Origin of the sequence: Buchnera aphidicola (Macrosiphum euphorbiae) (assembly GCF_005237295.1) — a bacterium.
Classification (GTDB): domain Bacteria; phylum Pseudomonadota; class Gammaproteobacteria; order Enterobacterales; family Enterobacteriaceae; genus Buchnera; species Buchnera aphidicola_AP.
On the sequence record NZ_CP033006.1, the window covers coordinates 168,557 to 188,950 of the forward strand.

19 protein-coding genes are annotated in these 20,394 nt (G+C 25.7%); 16 read left to right on the forward strand and 3 right to left on the reverse strand.

Translation table 11 applies throughout. The annotated features are described in order from the left end of the window. Positions 1-20: 20 nt before the first annotated feature. The 13 genes from nuoE (at position 21) to D9V71_RS00840 (ending at position 14,378) form a co-directional block, all read left to right on the forward strand. Positions 21-509, forward strand: coding sequence for an NADH-quinone oxidoreductase subunit NuoE (gene nuoE, locus D9V71_RS00780; protein ID WP_158340492.1), 489 nt, complete (start codon positions 21-23; stop codon positions 507-509). After that, complete coding sequence (gene nuoF, locus D9V71_RS00785; protein ID WP_158340493.1) at positions 506-1,840, forward strand: NADH-quinone oxidoreductase subunit NuoF; 1,335 nt, start codon at positions 506-508, stop codon at positions 1,838-1,840. The genes nuoE and nuoF overlap by 4 nt, the downstream gene beginning before the upstream one ends. Before the next feature lie 80 nt (positions 1,841-1,920). Beyond that, positions 1,921-4,656, forward strand: coding sequence for an NADH-quinone oxidoreductase subunit NuoG (gene nuoG / locus D9V71_RS00790; protein ID WP_158340494.1), 2,736 nt, complete (start codon positions 1,921-1,923; stop codon positions 4,654-4,656). After that, the gene (gene nuoH, locus D9V71_RS00795) at positions 4,653-5,621 is read left to right on the forward strand and encodes an NADH-quinone oxidoreductase subunit NuoH (RefSeq protein WP_158340495.1); all 969 of its coding nucleotides are present in this window, start codon (positions 4,653-4,655) and stop codon (positions 5,619-5,621) included. The genes nuoG and nuoH overlap by 4 nt, the downstream gene beginning before the upstream one ends. Before the next feature lie 23 nt (positions 5,622-5,644). Continuing rightward, positions 5,645-6,187, forward strand: a complete 543-nt coding sequence (gene nuoI / locus D9V71_RS00800) for an NADH-quinone oxidoreductase subunit NuoI (RefSeq protein ID WP_158340496.1) — start codon at positions 5,645-5,647, stop codon at positions 6,185-6,187. A 10-nt stretch (positions 6,188-6,197) separates the two neighbouring features. Then, positions 6,198-6,713, forward strand: a complete 516-nt coding sequence (gene nuoJ, locus D9V71_RS00805; RefSeq protein ID WP_158340497.1) for an NADH-quinone oxidoreductase subunit J — start codon at positions 6,198-6,200, stop codon at positions 6,711-6,713. Positions 6,714-6,743: 30 nt separating this feature from the next. Next, a complete protein-coding gene (gene nuoK, locus D9V71_RS00810) occupies positions 6,744-7,046 on the forward strand; it encodes an NADH-quinone oxidoreductase subunit NuoK (RefSeq protein WP_158340498.1) in 303 nt (100 codons plus the stop codon). Further along, on the forward strand, positions 7,043-8,878 hold the full coding sequence (gene nuoL / locus D9V71_RS00815) for an NADH-quinone oxidoreductase subunit L (RefSeq protein WP_158340499.1): 1,836 nt from the start codon (positions 7,043-7,045) through the stop codon (positions 8,876-8,878). The genes nuoK and nuoL overlap by 4 nt, the downstream gene beginning before the upstream one ends. A gap of 105 nt (positions 8,879-8,983) precedes the next feature. Continuing rightward, positions 8,984-10,501: an NADH-quinone oxidoreductase subunit M gene (gene nuoM / locus D9V71_RS00820; RefSeq protein WP_158340500.1), complete on the forward strand. Its 1,518-nt coding sequence runs from the start codon at positions 8,984-8,986 to the stop codon at positions 10,499-10,501. A 6-nt stretch (positions 10,502-10,507) separates the two neighbouring features. Beyond that, positions 10,508-11,971: an NADH-quinone oxidoreductase subunit N gene (locus D9V71_RS00825; RefSeq protein WP_158340501.1), complete on the forward strand. Its 1,464-nt coding sequence runs from the start codon at positions 10,508-10,510 to the stop codon at positions 11,969-11,971. A 658-nt stretch (positions 11,972-12,629) separates the two neighbouring features. Further along, positions 12,630-13,865, forward strand: a complete 1,236-nt coding sequence (gene folC / locus D9V71_RS00830; protein WP_158340502.1) for a bifunctional tetrahydrofolate synthase/dihydrofolate synthase — start codon at positions 12,630-12,632, stop codon at positions 13,863-13,865. A gap of 46 nt (positions 13,866-13,911) precedes the next feature. Beyond that, positions 13,912-14,139, forward strand: coding sequence for a hypothetical protein (locus tag D9V71_RS00835; RefSeq protein WP_158340503.1), 228 nt, complete (start codon positions 13,912-13,914; stop codon positions 14,137-14,139). Positions 14,140-14,159: 20 nt separating this feature from the next. Continuing rightward, positions 14,160-14,378, forward strand: a complete 219-nt coding sequence (locus tag D9V71_RS00840; RefSeq protein WP_158340504.1) for a CvpA family protein — start codon at positions 14,160-14,162, stop codon at positions 14,376-14,378. A gap of 76 nt (positions 14,379-14,454) precedes the next feature. On the opposite strand, the gene D9V71_RS00845 is transcribed toward D9V71_RS00840, so the two are convergent. Together D9V71_RS00845 and ispE are read right to left on the reverse strand one after the other, a co-directional pair. Next, a complete protein-coding gene (locus tag D9V71_RS00845) occupies positions 14,455-15,402 on the reverse strand; it encodes a ribose-phosphate pyrophosphokinase (RefSeq protein WP_158340505.1) in 948 nt (315 codons plus the stop codon). A 105-nt stretch (positions 15,403-15,507) separates the two neighbouring features. Then, on the reverse strand, positions 15,508-16,383 hold the full coding sequence (gene ispE / locus D9V71_RS00850; RefSeq protein ID WP_158340506.1) for a 4-(cytidine 5'-diphospho)-2-C-methyl-D-erythritol kinase: 876 nt from the start codon (positions 16,381-16,383) through the stop codon (positions 15,508-15,510). Positions 16,384-16,617: 234 nt separating this feature from the next. Here ispE and prfA point away from each other — a divergent pair, with 234 nt between their 5' ends. The 3 genes from prfA (at position 16,618) to sirB1 (ending at position 19,504) form a co-directional block, all read left to right on the forward strand. Continuing rightward, on the forward strand, positions 16,618-17,703 hold the full coding sequence (gene prfA / locus D9V71_RS00855; RefSeq protein WP_158340507.1) for a peptide chain release factor 1: 1,086 nt from the start codon (positions 16,618-16,620) through the stop codon (positions 17,701-17,703). Next, positions 17,700-18,533, forward strand: coding sequence for a peptide chain release factor N(5)-glutamine methyltransferase (gene prmC, locus D9V71_RS00860; RefSeq protein WP_158340508.1), 834 nt, complete (start codon positions 17,700-17,702; stop codon positions 18,531-18,533). Before prfA ends, prmC begins: the two co-directional genes overlap by 4 nt. A gap of 161 nt (positions 18,534-18,694) precedes the next feature. Beyond that, complete coding sequence (gene sirB1, locus D9V71_RS00865) at positions 18,695-19,504, forward strand: invasion regulator SirB1 (RefSeq protein ID WP_158340509.1); 810 nt, start codon at positions 18,695-18,697, stop codon at positions 19,502-19,504. A gap of 6 nt (positions 19,505-19,510) precedes the next feature. On the opposite strand, the gene nadE is transcribed toward sirB1, so the two are convergent. After that, positions 19,511-20,317 carry an ammonia-dependent NAD(+) synthetase gene (gene nadE / locus D9V71_RS00870; protein ID WP_158340510.1) on the reverse strand — a complete coding sequence of 269 codons (807 nt, stop codon included), beginning with the start codon at positions 20,315-20,317 and terminating at the stop codon, positions 19,511-19,513. Positions 20,318-20,394: the final 77 nt, after the last annotated feature.

The following is a 20,394-nucleotide window of genomic DNA, read 5'->3' on the forward strand; positions in this document are numbered from 1 at the left end:
ATGAATAAAAAAAAAGTCAAATTCGAGAAATTTCTATAAAATTTAAATTAACTAATGAAGAAATAAGTGAAATAGAAAATCAAAAGAAATATTATGAAAATTTTCGTGCTATTTCAATAGAAGCATTGAAAATTGTTCAAAAAAAACGAGGCTGGATTTCTGATCAAGCCATTTATGCTATTGCTGAAATACTTCAAATCAAACCAAGTGATGTTGAAGGAGTTGCTACTTTTTACAGTCAAATTTTTCGTCAACCCGTAGGTCGTAATATCATTCGTTATTGCGATAGTGTCGTTTGTTTTTTAACTGGTTATAAAACAATCAAAATAGCTTTAGAAGATTATTTAAAAATAAAAATAGGAGAAACCACTAAAGATAATAGATTTACCTTATTACCAGTTTGTTGTTTGGGAAATTGTGATAAAAGTCCAACAATCATGATTAATGAAGATACATACTCTTTTTTAACTCCAGAATCTATACCACATTTGTTGGAATCATACAAATGAATAAAATTTTACGTATTGCAGAGACACATCCTCTAACTTGGCGGTTAAGAGATGATCAAAAAACTGTGTGGATTAAAGAATATTGTAATTTAAATGGTTATAAAGCTTTAAAAAAAGCATTAAAAGATATGTTACCAGAAGATATTGTGAATATAGTAAAAGAATCTGGTTTGAAAGGAAGAGGAGGGGCAGGATTTTCTACTGGTTTAAAATGGAGTTTAATGTCTAAAAATACATCTTACATAAAAGAATGTTCTTATTTAGTATGTAACGCTGATGAAATGGAACCTGGCACATATAAAGATAGATTATTAATTGAAAAAATTCCCCATCAATTAATTGAAGGAATAATATTGGCGTCGTATGCATTAAATGTTTCTCGTGCGTACATTTTTTTAAGAGGAGAATATATTCAAGCAGAATACATTTTGAAAAAATCTATACAGGAAGCAATAAATTTTGGTTATATTGGATTAAATATTTTAGGAAGCAGCTTTAATTTTGAATTAGTTTTACATACTGGAGCTGGGCGATATATTTGTGGTGAAGAAACAGCTTTAATCAATTCTTTAGAAGGTCGTAGAGCGAATCCTAGATCCAAACCACCATTTCCAGGAGTATTTGGTTTATGGGGAAAACCTACTTGTGTAAATAATGTCGAAACATTATCTAACGTTCCATCTATTATACTAAATGGTGTAGATTGGTATAAAAGTTTATCTAGAAGTTCTGATACAGGTACTAAATTAATGGGTTTTTCAGGAAAAGTAAAAAATCCTGGTGTTTGGGAATTACCTTTTGGTATTACTGCTCGTGAAATTTTAGAAGATTATGCATTTGGAATGAAGTCTGGTTTTTTCTTAAAAGCTTGGCAACCAGGTGGTGCAGGTACAGATTTTTTAACTGAAGAACATTTAGATCTTCCAATGGATTTTAATAGTATCAGTCAAGCTGGTAGTCGTTTAGGAACTGCTCTTTCTATGGCTGTTGATAACAAAACTAATATGGTTTCTCTTGTGTATAATATAGAAAAATTTTTTGCTCGAGAATCATGTGGTTTATGTACTCCATGTCGAGATGGATTGCCATGGATTGTAAAAATATTAAAAAGTTTAGAACAAAAAACAGGGCAAAAGAATGATATTCAAAATCTAGAACGATTATGTTTTCATTTAAGTCCTGGAAAAACATTTTGTGCTCATGCACCCGGAGCAATAGAACCTTTGCAAAGTGCTATCAAATATTTTCGATCTGAATTTGAATCTGGAATTAATGTAAAAAAAATTCATTTGAATAAAAAAATCATTGGGATTCAATCTAATGATATTTAGTTGAAATATCAAAATTGTTATAGAAAATATTTATTTTAATTAGATTACTCTAAAATAGAAGTTTTTGGAATTATTCTCTTATGGCTAAAATTTATATAGATCATAAAATTTATAATGTTAATAAATCAGGAAATTTATTGCAAGCCTGCTTATCTGTAGGTATTAATGTTCCTTATTTTTGTTGGCATCCTTTATTAGGAAGTTTAGGAGCATGTCGTCAATGTGCAGTCACACAATATGATAGTTTAGAAGATCGTAAAGGTCGATTAATTATGTCTTGTATGACTCCTGTAACTGATGGAGCTATTATTTCTGTTAAAAGTGCTGAATCAGAGATTTTTCGAAGTACTATTATTGAACTTTTATTAACAAATCATCCTCATGATTGTCCAGTATGTGAAGAGGGTGGTCATTGTCATTTACAAGATATGACTGTAATGACAAAACATAGTATGCGAAATTATAGATTTAAAAAAAGAACACATAAAAATCAATATTTAGGATCTTTTATTAAACATGAAATGAATCGATGTATTGCGTGCTATCGTTGTGTTCGATACTATAATGATTATGCAGATGGTGTTGATTTTGGAGTGTATGGTGCTAATAATAATGTTTATTTTGGTCGTGTAGAAGATGGTAAATTAGAAAGTGAACATTCAGGAAATTTAATAGAATTATGTCCTACTGGAGTATTTACTGACAAAATTCATTCTAAAAAATATAGTCGTAAATGGGATATGCAATATGCTCCAGGCATATGTCATAATTGCAGTATTGGATGCAATATTAGTATTGGAGAACGTTATGGTGAAATACGTCGAATAGAAAACAGATATCATGAAAACATAAATCATTATTTACTTTGTGACCTTGGTCGTTTTGGGTATTCACATGTTAATTTGAATGAACGTCCAAAAAAACCTACATATATTAATTGTAATAATCATTTAACTGTGTTGAATTTTGATGAAGCTATAAAAATGGGAGTCACTTTCTTTAAAAAATATAAGCGTATAATTGGAGTTGGTTCTACGAGATCAAGTATAGAAAATAATTTTGCATTACAAGAACTAGTCGGAAAAGAGAATTTTTCTAATGGAATGTCTAAAAAAGAGCAAGCGTGTATTAGAGTAATTTTAGAATTTTTAAAAAATAATTATATATATACTCCATCGTTAAAAGAAATTGAAAGTTATGATGTAATTTTAGTTCTTGGAGAAGATCTAACACAAACATCTGCTCGTGTTGCTTTAGCTGTTCGTCAAGCAGTTAAAAATAAAGCAAAAGATATAACACATTTACATGGAATACCAAAATGGAATGTTTCTTCTAGTATTTATATTTCAGAAAAATTTAGAAACTCTTTATATATAATGCATACACATGAAAGTAAATTAGATGATATTTCTGAATGGTGCTATTTTGCACCTATCGATAAACAAGTAGATTTAGCATCTGCCATTGCTCATGAATTAGATAAAAGTTTACCAAAAGTTTTAAATCTAGATTTAAAATTAAAAGAAAAATCATTATTAATTGCTAATCGATTGATTTCATCTAAAAAAACATTGATTATTTCAGGTTCTCATTCTTTTAGTGATTCTATTATACAAGCAGCTATAAATATAGCTAAAGCCATTAAAATTCATACTATTAATCATCATGTCGGTGTTACTTTTTTAACATCGTCTTCTAATTCTTTGGGTTTAGCATTGCTCGGAGGTATGTCTATAGAATGTGTTTTAGATAAAATTAAACAGGAAAAAGCAGACGCTGTAATTTTTATGGAATACGATTTATATCGTTTTGCCTCTCAACATGATTGCGATCATTTTTTTAAAAATAAAAAAAATGTGATTACTATAGATCATCAGTATACAGAAACTTATAAAAAATCTGGATTATCTTTGCCTTCAACAAATTTTACTGAAAGTTCTGGAACAATAATAAATTTTGAAGGAAGAGCACAGCGTTTTTTCCAAGTTTATGATCCCAGTTTTTATAATAAAAATAATTGTCTTTTTGATAGTTGGAAATGGTTGCATACAATCAAATCAAAAATTGATAATACAGAAGTATATTGGTTTAATTTAGATGACGTAATCAATACTTATTCCAAAAAATATTCAATTTTCGAAAAAATTAAAACAATAGAATTAAGTTCTAGTTTCAAGGTGCAGGGACAAAAAATTGCTCGATCTCCTATTCGGTCTAGTGGAAGAACATCTTTACGTGCGGATATCGATGTTCATGAACCTTGTCAGCCTAAAGATGTTAATAGTATGTTTGCGTTTTCTATGGAAGGATACAATCAACCCGACGCGTCTGTATCTCATATTCCTTTTGCTTGGTTTCCTGGATGGAATTCACCTCAAGCATGGAATAAATTTCAGATAGAAGTAGGTAAAAATTTAATATCTGGTGATTCAGGAATACATATTTTTAAAGAAAATAAAAGTAAAGTCGATATGTATTCAAATGTAATTTCAAAAAATTTTATAATAAAAAAACAGTGGAATATAATTCCTTATTATCATCTTTTTGGAAATGAAGAATTAACTCAATATTCTTCTGCTATACAAGAAAATATCCCTTTAGAATATGCTTTAATTAGTCTAATAGATGGAATTAAGTTAGGTCTAAAAAAAGATTCTATAATAGAATTTAATTGTTTAAATAAAGATTATTATTTAGCAGTACAATTCTCTAAACATTTAAGTGAAAAACAAATAGGCTTGCCAATTGGAAGAAAAGGTTTTCCTATTATGCTTGTTGGTAAAACAATTAAATTTTTACAGGAATTTATTCAATGATTTGGTTAGACACAAACATTATTAAAATAATTTTTTGTTTGTTAAAAGTTATTTTTATTTTATTTTTAACGGTTTTTTCTGCTGCTATGTTAAGTGTGATTGAACGAAGATTGCTAGCTTTTTTTCAAAATAGACATGGACCTAATCGAGTTGGTTGGATGGGAAGTTTACAATTATGTGCTGATATGATTAAAATTTTTTTTAAGGAAGACTGGATTCCTCCTTTTAGTAGAAAGTTTATTTTTGTTTTATCACCAATAATAGCTTTTACTTCATTATTATGTGTTATTCCAATTATTCCTTTTACTTCGCATTTTGTTATTATTGATTTAAATATAGGGGTTTTATTTTTTTTAATGATGGCTAGTTTGTCTGTTTATTCCGTATTATTTGCTGGTTGGTCTAGTAATAATAAGTATGCATTGTTAGGATCTATGCGTGCTTGTGTTCAAACGTTAAGTTATGAAGTATTTTTAGGCTTATCATTAATGGGAGTAGTCGCTCAATCAGGATCTTTTAAAATATCTGATATTATAAACAGTCAAAGAGATATATGGAATGTTTTCCCACAGTTTTTTGGTTTTTTAACATTTTTTATAGCAGGTTTGGCAGTATGTCATAGACATCCCTTTGATCAACCTGAATCTGAACAGGAATTAGCTGATGGTTATCACATTGAATATTCAGGAATGAAATTTGGTCTATTTTTTATTGGTGAATATGTTTCTATTATTACAATTTCTTCATTAATAGTAACAATTTTTTTTGGTGGTTGGCTTGGTCCTTGGATTCCTGGATTTATTTGGTTTGCTTTAAAAACTATTTTTTTTATTGTTATTTTTATTTTGATCCGAGCATCTTTACCAAGACCACGGTATGATCAAGTATTACTATTTGGATGGCAATTTTGTTTGCCATTAACATTATGTAATTTGTTTTTAACTGCTTTTTTTATTTTGTTATAAATTTTATAAGAGATTTTTTATTTATGATATTAAAAAATATTATTGTCGGATTTTTTACCCAAATAAGAAGTATTTTAATGGTTGGTATGAATATTTTTTCTAAATCTGAAACTAAATTATATCCAGAAGAAAAAGTATATCTAGCTCCTCGTTACAGGGGTCGTATTATATTAACTCGTAATATAGATGGACAAGAACGTTGTGTTGCTTGTAATTTATGTGCTGCAGTTTGTCCTGTTGATTGTATTTCTTTACAAAAATCTGAAAAAACTAGTGGTCGTTGGTATCCAAAATTTTTTAGAATAAATTTTTCTCGTTGTATATTTTGTGGTTTATGTGAAGAGGCTTGTCCTACAGCTGCAATACAATTAATTCCTGATTTTGAGTTATCTGATTTTAAAAGAAAAGATTTAATATACGAAAAAAAAGATTTATTAGTTTCAGGTCCTGGTAAATATCCAAATTATGATTTTTATAATTTTTCCGGTGTAGCTATAAAAGGTAAAAAACCGGGCGATTTAAATATCGAATCCAAGCCTGTCGATGTAAAAGATTTATTGCCATAAGGAGATTTTTATGGAATTTGTTTTTTATATATGTTCATTTTCAGCAGTTATTTCTACTTTTTTTGTGATTATCCAAAAAAATGCAGTATATTCCTTGTTGTACTTAATAATTTCTCTTTTATCCATATCTGGTATTTTTTTTTCACTCGGAGCTTTTTTTGCTGGTGCTTTAGAAGTTATTGTTTATGCTGGAGCTATTATAGTGTTGTTTGTTTTTGTTATTATGACTCTTAACATCAGTAATGAATATGATTTACAAGAGCAAAATTACTTAAAACCTATTTTTTGGATTGGTCCTAGCATTTTATCATTAATATTATTTTCATCTATGACTTATGCAATATTTTGTTTAAAAGAAAAAAGAATAGATGGTATTTTAATTGATTCTAAAATGGTGGGGATGAATTTATTTGGTCCGTATGTGCTCTTAGTTGAATTATCCTCTATTCTTTTATTATCTGCTTTAGTTGTTGTATTTCATATTGGAAAAGAAAAGAAATATTTAAATAAAAATAAAATTCTGTAATCAATTAATTTTTATTAAGGATAATAATGCATGATTTCTTTATTTCACGGATTGTTTCTATCATTAATATTATTTATTTTAGGTTTAACTTCTTTAATTGTTCGACGTAATATATTGTTTATATTAATTGGTTTAGAAATAATGATGAATGCTGCTGGATTAGCATTGATAGTAGTTGGCAGTTACTGGCATCAAACAGATGGTCAAATAATGTATATATTTGCTATTACTTTAGCTGCATCAGAAGCTAGTATAGCTTTGGCATTATTACTTCAAATTTATAGGCGTAAAAAAACATTAAATATTGATATTTTAAGTGAGATGAATGGATGAATATTATTTTTTTCATAATTTTATTTCCACTAATCGGATTTTTATTTTTATCTTCTGTACAAGGTGTTATTTCTAGAAAAAGTATATCAAAAATAGGTATATTTTCTATATTTATATCATTTATTATAACTTGTTTTTATGGTGCAAGTATTATTGAAAATAATGATCAAATTTTTACTCAGATATTGTGGAAATGGTTATCTATTAATGAATTAAATATTGATTTTGCTCTATTTTTAGATGGGCTGTCTTTAAGTATGTTATTTGCAATTACAGGTGTAGGTTTATTAATACATATTTTTTCTTCTTGGTATATGAGACACAAAGAAGGTTACTCACGTTTTTTTGCATATACTAATTTGTTTATAGCAAGCATGTCAGTTTTAGTGCTAGCTGATAATTTTTTGTTTATGTACTTAGGATGGGAAGGAGTCAGTGTATGTTCTTATTTATTAATTGGTTTTTATTATACTGAATATAGAAATAACATTTGTGCTTTTAAAGCTTTTATTTTAACTCGAATTTCTGATATTTTTTTAATTATTGCAATATTTTTAATATATAAAAAATACAATACTTTTAATTTTCAAGAAATTAAATTTTTATTAAGTTTTTTGAACATAGAAGGTTTTTCTGATCTAAATCTTATCACACTTTTCTTATTATTGGGTGTGATTGGGAAGTCAGCTCAATTACCGTTACAAACTTGGTTATCTGATGCAATGGTTGGTCCAAGTCCTGTTTCTGCTTTAATACATGCTGCTACTATGGTAACAGCAGGTGTTTATTTGATAGCAAGAACACATTTTTTATTTTTACTAACTCCTGAAATATTATATTTTGTAGCGCTTATTGGCACATTAACAATATTAATTGCTAGTTGTTCTGCTTTAGTTCAAAATGATATAAAACGTATTTTAGCCTATTCTACAATGAGCCAAATAGGATATATGTTTTTAGCTCTAGGGGTTAAGGCATGGAGTGCAGCGATTACACATTTGATTGTGCATGCGATTTTTAAAGCATTATTATTTTTATCTGCAGGTTCATTAATCCTGTCATGTAAAAATGAAAAAAATATATTTAAAATGGGTGGTTTACGTAAACAGCTACCTTTTTTATACATTAATTTTATAGTCGGAGGTGCATCTTTAATTTCTTTTCCGTTAATTACCTCTGGGTTTTATAGCAAAGGTAATATTTTATTTAATGTTTTACAAACTGATCATTTTTATTTATTTTTAATCGCGTTATTTTGCTCTTTTTTAACAGCTATTTATACATTTAGAATGATTTTTATTATTTTTCATGGAAAAAATGTTCATAAAGTTAGTTTATCTAAAAATTTAGCACACAATATTTCATTATTCATTCTTTTATTTTTTTCTACTGTGTTTGGTTCTTATATATCACCACCATTGTTATATGTATTTCCTTTATCTTATTTATTGACAGATAATAAATTAATATTTGAAATAATATGCAGTATATTATCTATTTCTGGAATATATTTCTCTTATTATTTTTGGATTCAAAATCCATATTGGATTAATAAAATTTTTGAATTTAAATTAATAAGATGTATATATTACTTTTTTTTAAAAGGATGGGGTTTCGATTGGTTCTATAATATATCTTTAGTAAATTTTTATTTGTATGTATCTAAAATTTTATCTTCTGATCCATTCAACAAAATTGTCAATTTTTTTCTAAAAATGATTCAAATATTTAATTTTTATTTATTAAAAACTAGTAATGGTTATACAAGATGGTATGTAACTTCAATAATATTAGGTGTAAATTTGATTTTTTTGTTAATTTTATTTTATTAGTTTAATTTAAAATAGTATGTTCTATTAATAAATTTATATTTTCTAAAAATAAAAAATAATTCCATTAATTAAATAGTTATAGTGAATAATAGGAATATACGTGTAATGTTACTCTCTTTGTTAATTATCATTCCATTTTTTAGTAGTTTTTTTTCTTTTTTCTCTTATAGACTGCATAAAAATTTTCCTCGCTGGATTGCATTATCAGGAATAATTTTCACATTATTAATTGTCATTCAAATATTTATTCAGAAAGATGTTAATTTTTTTCAGACAAGACATGATCTTGACTGGGATCATCAATTAATTATACCTTGGATATCAAGGTTCGGTATTGAATTTAACATTGCAATTGATGGTTTTTCTATTATCATGCTTATTTTTGCTTCTTTTTTGTCTATAATAGCGATTTTATGCTCATGGCATGAAATAAAAAAAAACGAAGGATTTTTTTATTTTAATTTTATGCTTGTTTTAACCGGAATTATTGGTGTTTTTATTGCTTGTGATCTTTTTTTGTTTTTTTGTTTTTGGGAAGTTATGTTACTTCCAATGTATTTTTTAATTGCATTATGGAGTGATCAAACTGAAAAAAATAAAAACTTTCTTGCCGCTAATAAGTTTTTTTTGTATGGACAGGTTTCTGGTTTAATACTTTTATCGTCTATTTTATTATTGGTTTTTAGTTATTATCAAAGTACTAATATATTAACCTTTAATTATAATTTATTGCTTGATACACCAATTAATCGACATATAGAATATATAGTTATGATAGGTTTTTTCTTATCATTTGCTATAAAAATGCCTATTGTTCCATTTCATGGATGGTTACCAGATATACATTCCCAATCAGTTTCTTGTGGTGCAGTAGAAATTATTGGTGTTTTACTAAAAACTGCTCCTTATGCTCTTTTACGGTATAATTTAGTTTTATTCCCTTATTCAACAGAAAAGTTTTCTTTCATTGCAATGTTTTTAGGTCTTTTAAGTATTTTTTATGGAGCTTGGCTTGCTTTTTCTCAAACTAATATTAAACGATTCATTGCTTATTCTTCTGTTTCTCATATGGGTTTAATTTTAATAGCTATTTATAGTAATAATGAAATAGCGCTTCAAGGAGTAGTCATTCAGATGTTATCAAATAGTTTGACTACTGCTGCTTTATGTATTTTATCTGGTCAAATCTATAAACGTTTTAAAACTCAAGATATAAAAGAAATGGGGGGTTTATGGTCTTGTATTTATTGGATTCCAGGTTTTTCTTTGTTTTTTTCTCTTGCAAATTTAGGGGTTCCTGGAACAGGAAATTTTATTGGTGAGTTTTTGATTTTGTCTGGTGTATTTCAAGTTTTTCCAATAGTGTCTATATTAGCAACAATAAGTATTGTTTTTTCTTCTATTTATTCTTTAAACATGATGCAAAAAATTTTTTATGGTCCATGCAAAAAAAAATTTTCAAATTTTTTTATAAAAAAAGAAGAATTATGGTTAATAATAGTATTGATATTTATGTTAGTTTTTTTAGGTTTAAATCCACAAAAAATTATAGATATTTCATATAATTTTATACATAACATTGAAAAAGAATTTAATAATTCTATTCTAAAGATAAGGTTGTAATCAGTAATGACAATAAATTTACAACAATTAACAGCATTGCTACCTTTGTTGATTATAATATTCACTGCATTAACAGTTATGTTATCTATTTCTTATAATCGAAATCATTTCTTTATTGCTGTTTTTAGTATATTAGGTTTTATATCTGCATTTTGTTCGCTATATTTATTGACTAAGATTGTTCCTATAGATATAACTTTTTTATTTTATATTGATAGTTATTCTATTTTATATATTGGAATGATTATGATTTCTAGTATCTGTGCATGTATTTTTTCATATCCATGGCTACTAAAATATCCATTTAATAAAGAAGAATTTTATTTGTTAATAATAATTTCAAATTTAGGGGCTATTTCATTAATTATATCAAATCATATGGCGGCATTTTTTATTAGTATTGAACTTATATCTTTACCAATTTTTGGTTTGATTGCTTATTCTAGTTATCAAAAATATTCTTTAGAAGCTTCGTTTAAATATATTATTTTATCTGGTATTTCATCTAGTTTTTTATTACTTGGTATTGCATGGATTTACTCTATTTCTGGAAGTCTTGATTTTTTATCAATACATCAAGTTTTTGATATTGCCTCTAAAAATGAAAAGTTAGTAGTTTTATTTGGTATTAGTATGGTTCTTGTATCTTTATTTTTTAAATTATCAATTGTGCCATTTCATTTATGGACTCCTGATATTTATCAAGGAACGCCTACATCAGTATTATCTTTTTTTTCAACCACTGGTAAAATTGCTGTTTTTAGTGCATTGTTACACTTTTTATCACGTATCTCTGATTTGGATAATGAAATATTATATTTTATATTATTATTAATTACTATTTCTTCTATATTAATTGGCAACTTAATGGCTCTTTTTCAGAAAAATATTAAAAGATTTTTTGGATATACATCAATATCTCAATTAGGATATCTGTTAATAGTATTATTTATATCTAAGAAGAATTATTTATTTTCTTTAGAAGCTAGTGCAATATATTTGTGTAGTTATTTATTTAGTAATATAGCATGTTTTGGTATTATTAATTTAATTTCAAATGCAGACAAAAAAAATAATATTGATTCATCAATACATTCATATCAAGGATTATTTTGGTCACAACCACTTTTATCTGCTATATTTACTTTATCACTGCTTTCTTTAGCAGGTATTCCAATGACTTTAGGGTTTATTGGAAAATTTTATATATTATCAATCATTACACAAGAACATTTATGGATAATAGGTTTTTCTTTTCTGATTGGAACTGTGTTAGGTTTATATTGTTATTTAAGGATAATTTTGAATTTGTATTTAAATCAAGAAAAATTATTAAAAATAAATTCGAATATATCTAAAAATTGGTTTTATACTCCTTCTGGGGCAGTAATATGTATTTCAGGAATAATATTGTTAATATTAGGTATATATCCGAGTCCATTAATTAGCTTAATGAAATTAACTATATAATATTTATTTTTAAAATACATATATATATTATATTTTAAAAATTTGTACTGATAAAAAAGGGATGTTTAGTATATACTTTTTTATGTGCTATAACTTTAGAGTATTTTTTCTTAATTTTTATGATGTTTACAATAGATAATTATATCTATAAGATAAAAAAAATATAATAATATTTGAAATATTATTTTCTTTATAATTTTTTTTAGTTTTTTATTTCTATTATTTTTTTAATATTGTGGTATGTAGTTTTTGAAAATGAAGTCAGTCAAATTTCTAATTTAAAAATTATATTATTTTCTACTAGTTATTTATTAAAAACATTGTTTTCAATAAATAATGTTTTTATAATGTTTTGTTTTTTAACTTTTAAAATATTAAAAAATTTTTAAAAAATATTATTATCTTGCTGGTATATAAAAAAACTAAAATTAAATATAGACTATTAGTTTTTTAATTTTTATTGAAATAAAAATGATATTTAAAAAATTCTTGATTGTTCTAGTTTTTATTACTTTATAATAATATTAATTATTATAACAATGACATCTATAATCAATAGTATTTCGTATAATAAAAAATATTAATATTTTTACTTAAAAATATAATTATACATAGAAATTTTCAATATTACTTCATACTAAAAGATACTAAGAGTGATATGCTTAATAAAAATTATTCTTTATCTATGTGGCTTGAATATTTAGAGAAATTAGATAGAAAAACAATATATGATCTTCTCGAATTAAAATCTCTTGCAAAAAAGTTAGATGTGTTAGATTCAAAAGCTTTTATTTTTACTGTTGCAGGAACTAATGGAAAAGGAACAACTTGTGCAATGTTAGAAAGATTACTATTAAATTCAGGTTATCAAGTAGGACTATACACTTCTCCTCATCTTATAAAATTTATCGAAAGAGTTCGGGTTAATGGATTTTTTCTTAATGAAGAAGAGCATGTCTCTGCTTTTCAAAATATAGAATCAGAAAGAAATGGTGTTTTACTAACTTATTTTGAATTTATTACACTTGCTGCATTGATTTTATTTAAAAGATATTCATTAGATATTCTTATATTAGAAGTAGGATTAGGAGGTAGATTAGATGCTACCAATATTTTAGATTCTGATATATCTATAATAACTAATATAGGTATAGATCATACTTCTTTGCTAGGAATAGATCGTGTAAGTATTGCACGTGAAAAATCTGGTATTTTTAGAAAAAATAAAATTTCTGTAATCGGAGAGATAAATATTCCTGAATCTATGTATCAAATAGCTAAAGAAAAAAAAACAATATTAAAAAAAATTAATATAGATTGGTCATGGGAAAAAAAAAATTATTATTGGAATTTTTTTCATTCAGATATTAAGTTATATAATTTACCTATTACTCAAATACCATTACCAAATACAGCTATTGCATTAGCTGCTCTTTATTATTCAGGAATTAAAATTGATCAAAAAATTATAAGAGAGTCTATTTCTAATGTTCAATTATTAGGTAGATTTCAGATAATTTCTACTCATCCTTATATTATTATTGATGTAGCTCATAATCCTGATGCTGCTTTTTATTTATCTAAAAAAATAGATGAAATCAATATAAAAGGAAAAATATATGCAGTGGTAGGTATATTAAACGATAAAGATATTTCAGGTATCATCAATCCGTTAAAAAGTAAAATTCATTATTGGTTTGCTGCACCTTTAAAAACAATGCGAACTGCTACTAAAAAACAATTAAAAGATATTTTTCCAGTGTACAATACATCTGTTTTAAATGATATTAATGAAGCTTATAAAAAAGCGTTTATATTAGCAAAAAAACAAGATGCTATTATAGTTTTTGGTTCTTTTTTGACTGTTGCAGAATTTCTTGCTTTAAATATATAAATGCAAGTAACATAATACATAAAAAAATATAATTTTGGAAAAATCTATGTTTCTACTAGATTATATTATTATTGTAACTGTTATTGTTTCAGTTTTTTTTGGTTTATTACGTGGGCTTTATCAAGAAATATTTTCCGCTTTTTTTTGGTTTTTTAATTTTTATTTTTTTAATAAATATGATTATTTTAGTTCTTTTTTTAAAAATGCAATTCAAAATGTTTTTTTAAAAGATAAAATTTTAATATTAGTTATGATTGTTTTTTTTTTATTATAAAATATATTTTAAATTTTATTATGAAAAAGATTATCAAAAAAATCAAATTTTCTTATTATAATATTATTTTAGGAGGTTTATTTGGATTATTCCGTAGTATATTTTTAATATTTTTATTTCTTTTTATTTTTAATTATTTTAACCAGAATAGTTATATATATTATATAGATCATTCTATGTTAATCTCTATTTTTTTAAAATATAAAAAGTACTTTTTATTGCTTTTAAGTTTATTTTAAAAACTAAGCACATTATTCGTATCAGCATAAAAAATTATAGTGTGCTTAGAATTGCAGAAGTTTTAATAAAGTACGTTTAATGTTCAAACATAGCAGAAATAGATTCTTCATTACTAATGCGTCTTATTGCTTCTGCTAACATGCCTGCCAAGGTTAGTGTTCGAACGTTTGGTAGTAATTCAATTTTTTTTGATAATGGAATAGTATCACATACAACTACTTCATCAATAACAGAATTTTTTAAGTTTATTGATGCGTCTCCAGAAAAAACAGGGTGCGTTGCATATGCAAAAACTCTTTTTGCTCCTCTTTCTTTAAGTGCTTCTGCAGCTTTACAAAGAGTGCCTCCTGTATCTATCATATCATCTACTAAAATACAATCACGATTAGCTACGTCTCCAATAATATGCATAATTTGAGATACATTAGCACGAGGTCTTCTTTTATCGATAATTGCCATGTCAGTATCATAAAGTAGTTTAGCAATTGCTCTGGCTCTTACTACTCCACCAATATCAGGAGACACTACAATTGGATTTTTTAGTTCTCTTTGAAGCATGTCTTCTAAAAGAATTAAACTACCAAAAACATTATCAACAGGAACATCAAAAAAACCCTGTATCTGTTCTGCATGAAGATCTACTGTTAATACACGATCTACTCCAATACTAGATAGAAAGTCAGCTACTACTTTTGCTGTTATAGGAACTCGTGCTGATCTAACTCTACGGTCTTGACGAGCATATCCAAAATATGGTATTACTGCAGTAATCCTGCCAGCAGATGCTCTTCTTAAAGCATCTACCATTACAACCAATTCCATTATGTTATCATTAGTAGGCGAACAAGTAGACTGAATAATAAAAACATCCCCACCTCTTACATTCTCATTTATTTGAACACTTATTTCACCATCACTAAATCGGCCTACAGCTGCTTTTCCTAAATTAATATACAATCGATTTGCAATGAATTTTGCTAGTTTAGGAATAGAATTTCCAGAAAAAAGTTTCATATCAGGCATAAAGAACCTTTTTTATTTTGAATTAGTAATTTTTTACATATTTAATTGCAAAATATGTTATTTTGTTCTTTGAATAAATAGATTTATATAAAAATATTTTTTTAGTTAAATATATATATATTTTTTTTTATAAAGAGTTTTATGCAATGGTGAAATATTAACACTTTTTGCTATAAATCCTTTCATATTTTTAGGCAACAAAGAAAAAATTTTTTCTGCAGATCTCTTATTATTAAATTCAGAGAAAACGCAAGAACCTGTTCCAGTCATCCGTGAAGGTGCATATGAAGATAACATGGAAATTAATTTTTTTATTTTAATAAATTTTTTTTTCGCTATATTTTCAAAATCATTGCTAAACGGTAGTGTCAATAATTCTGGAATTGATTTTTTAGGTGTATCACTTTTTAAAAATGGACTAGAAAACATCTTTCTTGTTGAAATATGAATATAAGGATATACAACTAAATACCATTTTTCTTGTTGTATAACAGGAGATAATATATCTCCTATTCCTTCAATAATAGCTGTTTTTCCTGTAATAAAACCAGGCACATCTGCTCCTATTTTAAGACTGAATAAGGCTAGTTCTTTTAATGTGTATTCCGTGTTCCATAATTTATTTAAAACAATTAAAGTAGTTGCAGCATTAGATGAACCTCCACCTAATCCACTTCCTGTAGGTATTTTCTTTTTTAAAATTATTTTTGCTCCATAATTAGGATTGAGTAATTTTCCATCAAATAATGCTTTTTCTTTTAGTAAATTAGCAGCAATAATGATACTATTTTTTACATTTAGAAGGTTTTTTTTTTCGCTAAACAACTGAATACAACCTGTTTTATTGGCAATGATTTTTAATGTATCACCATAATTAAGAAATTGAAATAATGTTTGTATATTATGATACCCATCTTTGCGTATGCTTGTTACATAAAGAAATAGATTAATTTTTGCAGGAGATAACCATGTATGGATCATTTTAAGTTTTATTTATTAATTTAAAAATTTTTTTTATGTTAGTTTTTATTAAAATTACATGAAAAAAATTAAAATGATATACTTATTTTAGTATAGATATTTTAATTTTTATAGTTTTTAAAAATTACTAAATAAAAAAATATTTTTTTTAATTTTAATTATATTAATAATACATTGTTTGATATTAATTAAAATTTATTTTTAAAATATTCTGATTAATAGAAGAAGGATTTTATGAATAGCTCTATTTTAAATAAATTAAAATCTTTACGAAATCGTTATCAAGAAATTGAAGTCATGCTTACTCAGAAAAAGATTATCTCGGATCGAGATAACTTGAAAAGTTTATCTAAAGAATATTTAAAACTTTCTAAAATTATAAAATATTTTATTCAATGGGAACAATTAGAAGATGATATCAAGAATGTTAATATTTTATTAAATGACATAGAACTTCAAGACATGGCTGAAGAAGAATTGTTTTTTTTTAATAAAAAAAAGAAAACATTAGAAAAAAAAATTAGTCAATTATTATTACCTAAAGATCCTAATGATAAACATAGTTGTTTTATTGAAATTAGATCAGCAACAGGTGGAGATGAATCTTCTATTTTTGCTGGTGAATTATTTAGAATGTATTTTCGATATGCTGAATATTATTCATGGAAAGTAGAAATAATGAATGCGAGTGAAAGTGAAAAAGGAGGATTTAAGGAGATAATTATAAAAATTACAGGAAAAGGTGCATGTGGTCGTTTAAAATTTGAATCAGGTGGTCATCGTGTGCAAAGAGTTCCAGAAACAGAATCACAAGGAAGAATTCATACATCTACTTGTACTGTTGCAGTTATGCCTGTCACTCCTGAAGCTGAAAAAGAAGAAATTAATTCTTCAGATTTAAAAATTGATACTTTTCGTTCTTCTGGTGCAGGAGGACAACACGTTAATACAACTGATTCCGCTATTAGAATTACTCATATTCCTACTGGAAATGTAGTAGAATGTCAAGATGAACGTTCACAGCATAAAAATAAAGCAAAAGCCTTATCTATTTTATCAGCACGTATTTATGCTGCTAAATTAGAAAAAAATCATCAAGAAAAATCTTCTATGAGAAGAGTTTTGTTAGGAACGGGTGAACGATCAGATAGAAATAGAACATATAATTTTCCTCAAAACAGAATCACAGATCATAGAATTAATTTAACTATCTATAAATTGGATGAAGTATTACAAGGAAAATTAGATTTGCTTATTGATCCAATAACTCAAGAATATCAAGCAGATATGCTTGCTTCTTTATCCCAATCAGAACTATGAACATTAAAAAATGGTTAAAAAAATCTATTAAAAGATTATCTTTTGTCGATAATCCAAAATATGAAGCCGAATTTTTACTGGGTTATGTTTCAAAATGCACACGTAGTTTTATTATTAGTTCTGATGATATTGAATTGACTCAGAAACAATATGAATATTTAAATTATTTAATTTATCGTAGATCTTTAGGAGAACCTATAGCTTATATAATAAAAGAAAAAGAATTTTGGTCTTTGTCTTTATGTGTTTCATATGATACTCTTATTCCAAGACCTGATACAGAAATTTTAGTCGAACAAGTATTGTCTAAAATTAAGAGTAATTCTGTTTTAATTCTTGATTTAGGTACTGGATGCGGAGCTATTTCTCTAGCTTTAGCAAGTACATGCTCTGATTGGAACATTATTGGTATTGATAAATCGGAAAAAGCTCTTACAATAGCCAGAATTAATGCAGATAAACTAAATATTAAAAATGTGACTTTTTTTTGTAGTAATTGGTTTTCAAATATAAATCACAAATTTAATATTATTGTAAGTAATCCACCATATATTAGTAAGAAAGAAATAATATTTTTTAAAAAAGATATTTTTTTTGAGCCGTTTGATGCTTTGATATCTGGTAATAATGGATTATCAGATATTAAAAATATAGTAAAGAACGCAAAAAATTATTTATTTCATGGAGGTTGGTTATTAATAGAGCATGGATGGAAACAAAAATTACAAGTACAATATTTATTCAGAAAATATAATTTTGTTGAAATAGAATCTTATAAAGATTATGGAGGAAATGATCGTGTGACAATCGGTAAAAAATATGATAAATAAAATTTTATAATATTTTAAAAGTTTTATAAAATAAAAAAATGTTTTATTAACAATAATAAAAAAAAATGTTATATTTTAATATAAAATATATTAATTATATATAAAATTATACCATTTAAATTTGTTTACTAATTTAAAAAAATATTACTATTACTAATAATATGAAAGCGATTTCTAATATTGATTTTTCTAAATTATCACTTTTTGAATCTATTATTATTGCTTCTCAAGCTATTCGAGAAGATTTTCCTTCAGATCGTGTTTTATCTGAATTAAAAAGTAGAATAAAAGAAGCCGAATCTTACATTTCATCTGAAAATGAACCTAATCGACAATTAGAAAAATTGTTGGAATTATTTTATGTTCACTGGAATTTTGGTGGCGCAAGTGGTGTTTATAATCTTTCAGATGCACTATGGATTGATAATGTTCTTAAAACACGAAAAGGTACTGCAGTATCCTTAGGTATTCTTTTCTTACATATTGCTCAGGAATTAAAATTGCCATTAAATCCTGTTGTATTTCCTACTCAACTTATTTTAAGAGCAGATTGGATTAATAAGAAAAAATGGCTTATTAACCCTTTTAATGGAGAGATATTAGATCAACATACATTAGAAGTCTGGTTAAAAGGCAATATTAGTCCTACAGCAGAATTATATGAAAATGATTTGTATAAATCTGAATCTATTACTGTTATTCGAAAAATGTTAGATACATTAAAATCTGCATTAATGGAAGAAAAAAAAATGGAATTAGCATTAAATGTTACTAATTTATTACTTAAAATTGATCCAAATGATCCATATGAAATTCGTGATAGAGGCTTAATATATGCACAATTAGAATGCAATCATGTTGCTTTAACAGATTTAATCTATTTTGTAGAACATTGTCCCGAAGATCCAATTAGTGAAATTATTAAAATTCAAATTCATTCTATTGAACAAAAAAAAATTGTATTACATTAAAATTATTTATGGTATAACTGGTAAATTACGTTTATGCAATGTATTAAAGTACAATTTTTCAATAATTTTTTGGTTTTCGAGATCTATTTTTTTTCCTTCTAAATAAGAATCAATTACATTATATGTAACTCCTAAAATGGATTCGTCATCTTGTTGTGGATGCTCATCTTCTAAATCTGCCATTGGTTTTTTTAAATACAAATGCTTTGGACAATTTAATTTTTTTAATAATAATTGAATTTGTCGTTTATTTAATTTGGCAATAGGATTTATATCCGTTCCGCTATCTCCATATTTTGTAAAAAATCCGGTTATGCTTTCTGCCGCATGTCCTGTGCCGACTACTAGACCCTTTTTTACTGCAGCAACGCTATATTGCACTTTCATTCTTTCTCTAGCTTTTTCATTGCCTCTTATATAATCTGAAATAATAATACCTGATTTTTTTAAAGAATTTTCACTACTTAAAACCGCTTTTTTGATGTTAATATTAAATACTTGATCTGGTCGTATAAAATTAATTGCATCTTGACAATCTGTTTCATCGGATTGAATACCATATGGCAAACGTAATGCGATAAATTGATAATTGATGTCTTTTCTTTCATTTCTTAATTTTTCAGCAGTTATTTGACATAATTTGGCAGTTAATGTAGAGTCTTGTCCTCCACTAATACCGACTATTAAAGATTTTAGGTAAATATGATCAAGTAAATATTTTTTTAAAAAATCAATACAATTTTTAATCTCTATTTCTGGTATAATTACTTCTTTTACTCCTAGTAATTTAATAATTTTTTTTTGAAGTGTCATCTTATTCTCCTGGTTTTTTAAGAAGTTTAAATATTTTTATATGAAATATAAAATGTATTTTTTAATATTATTACAAC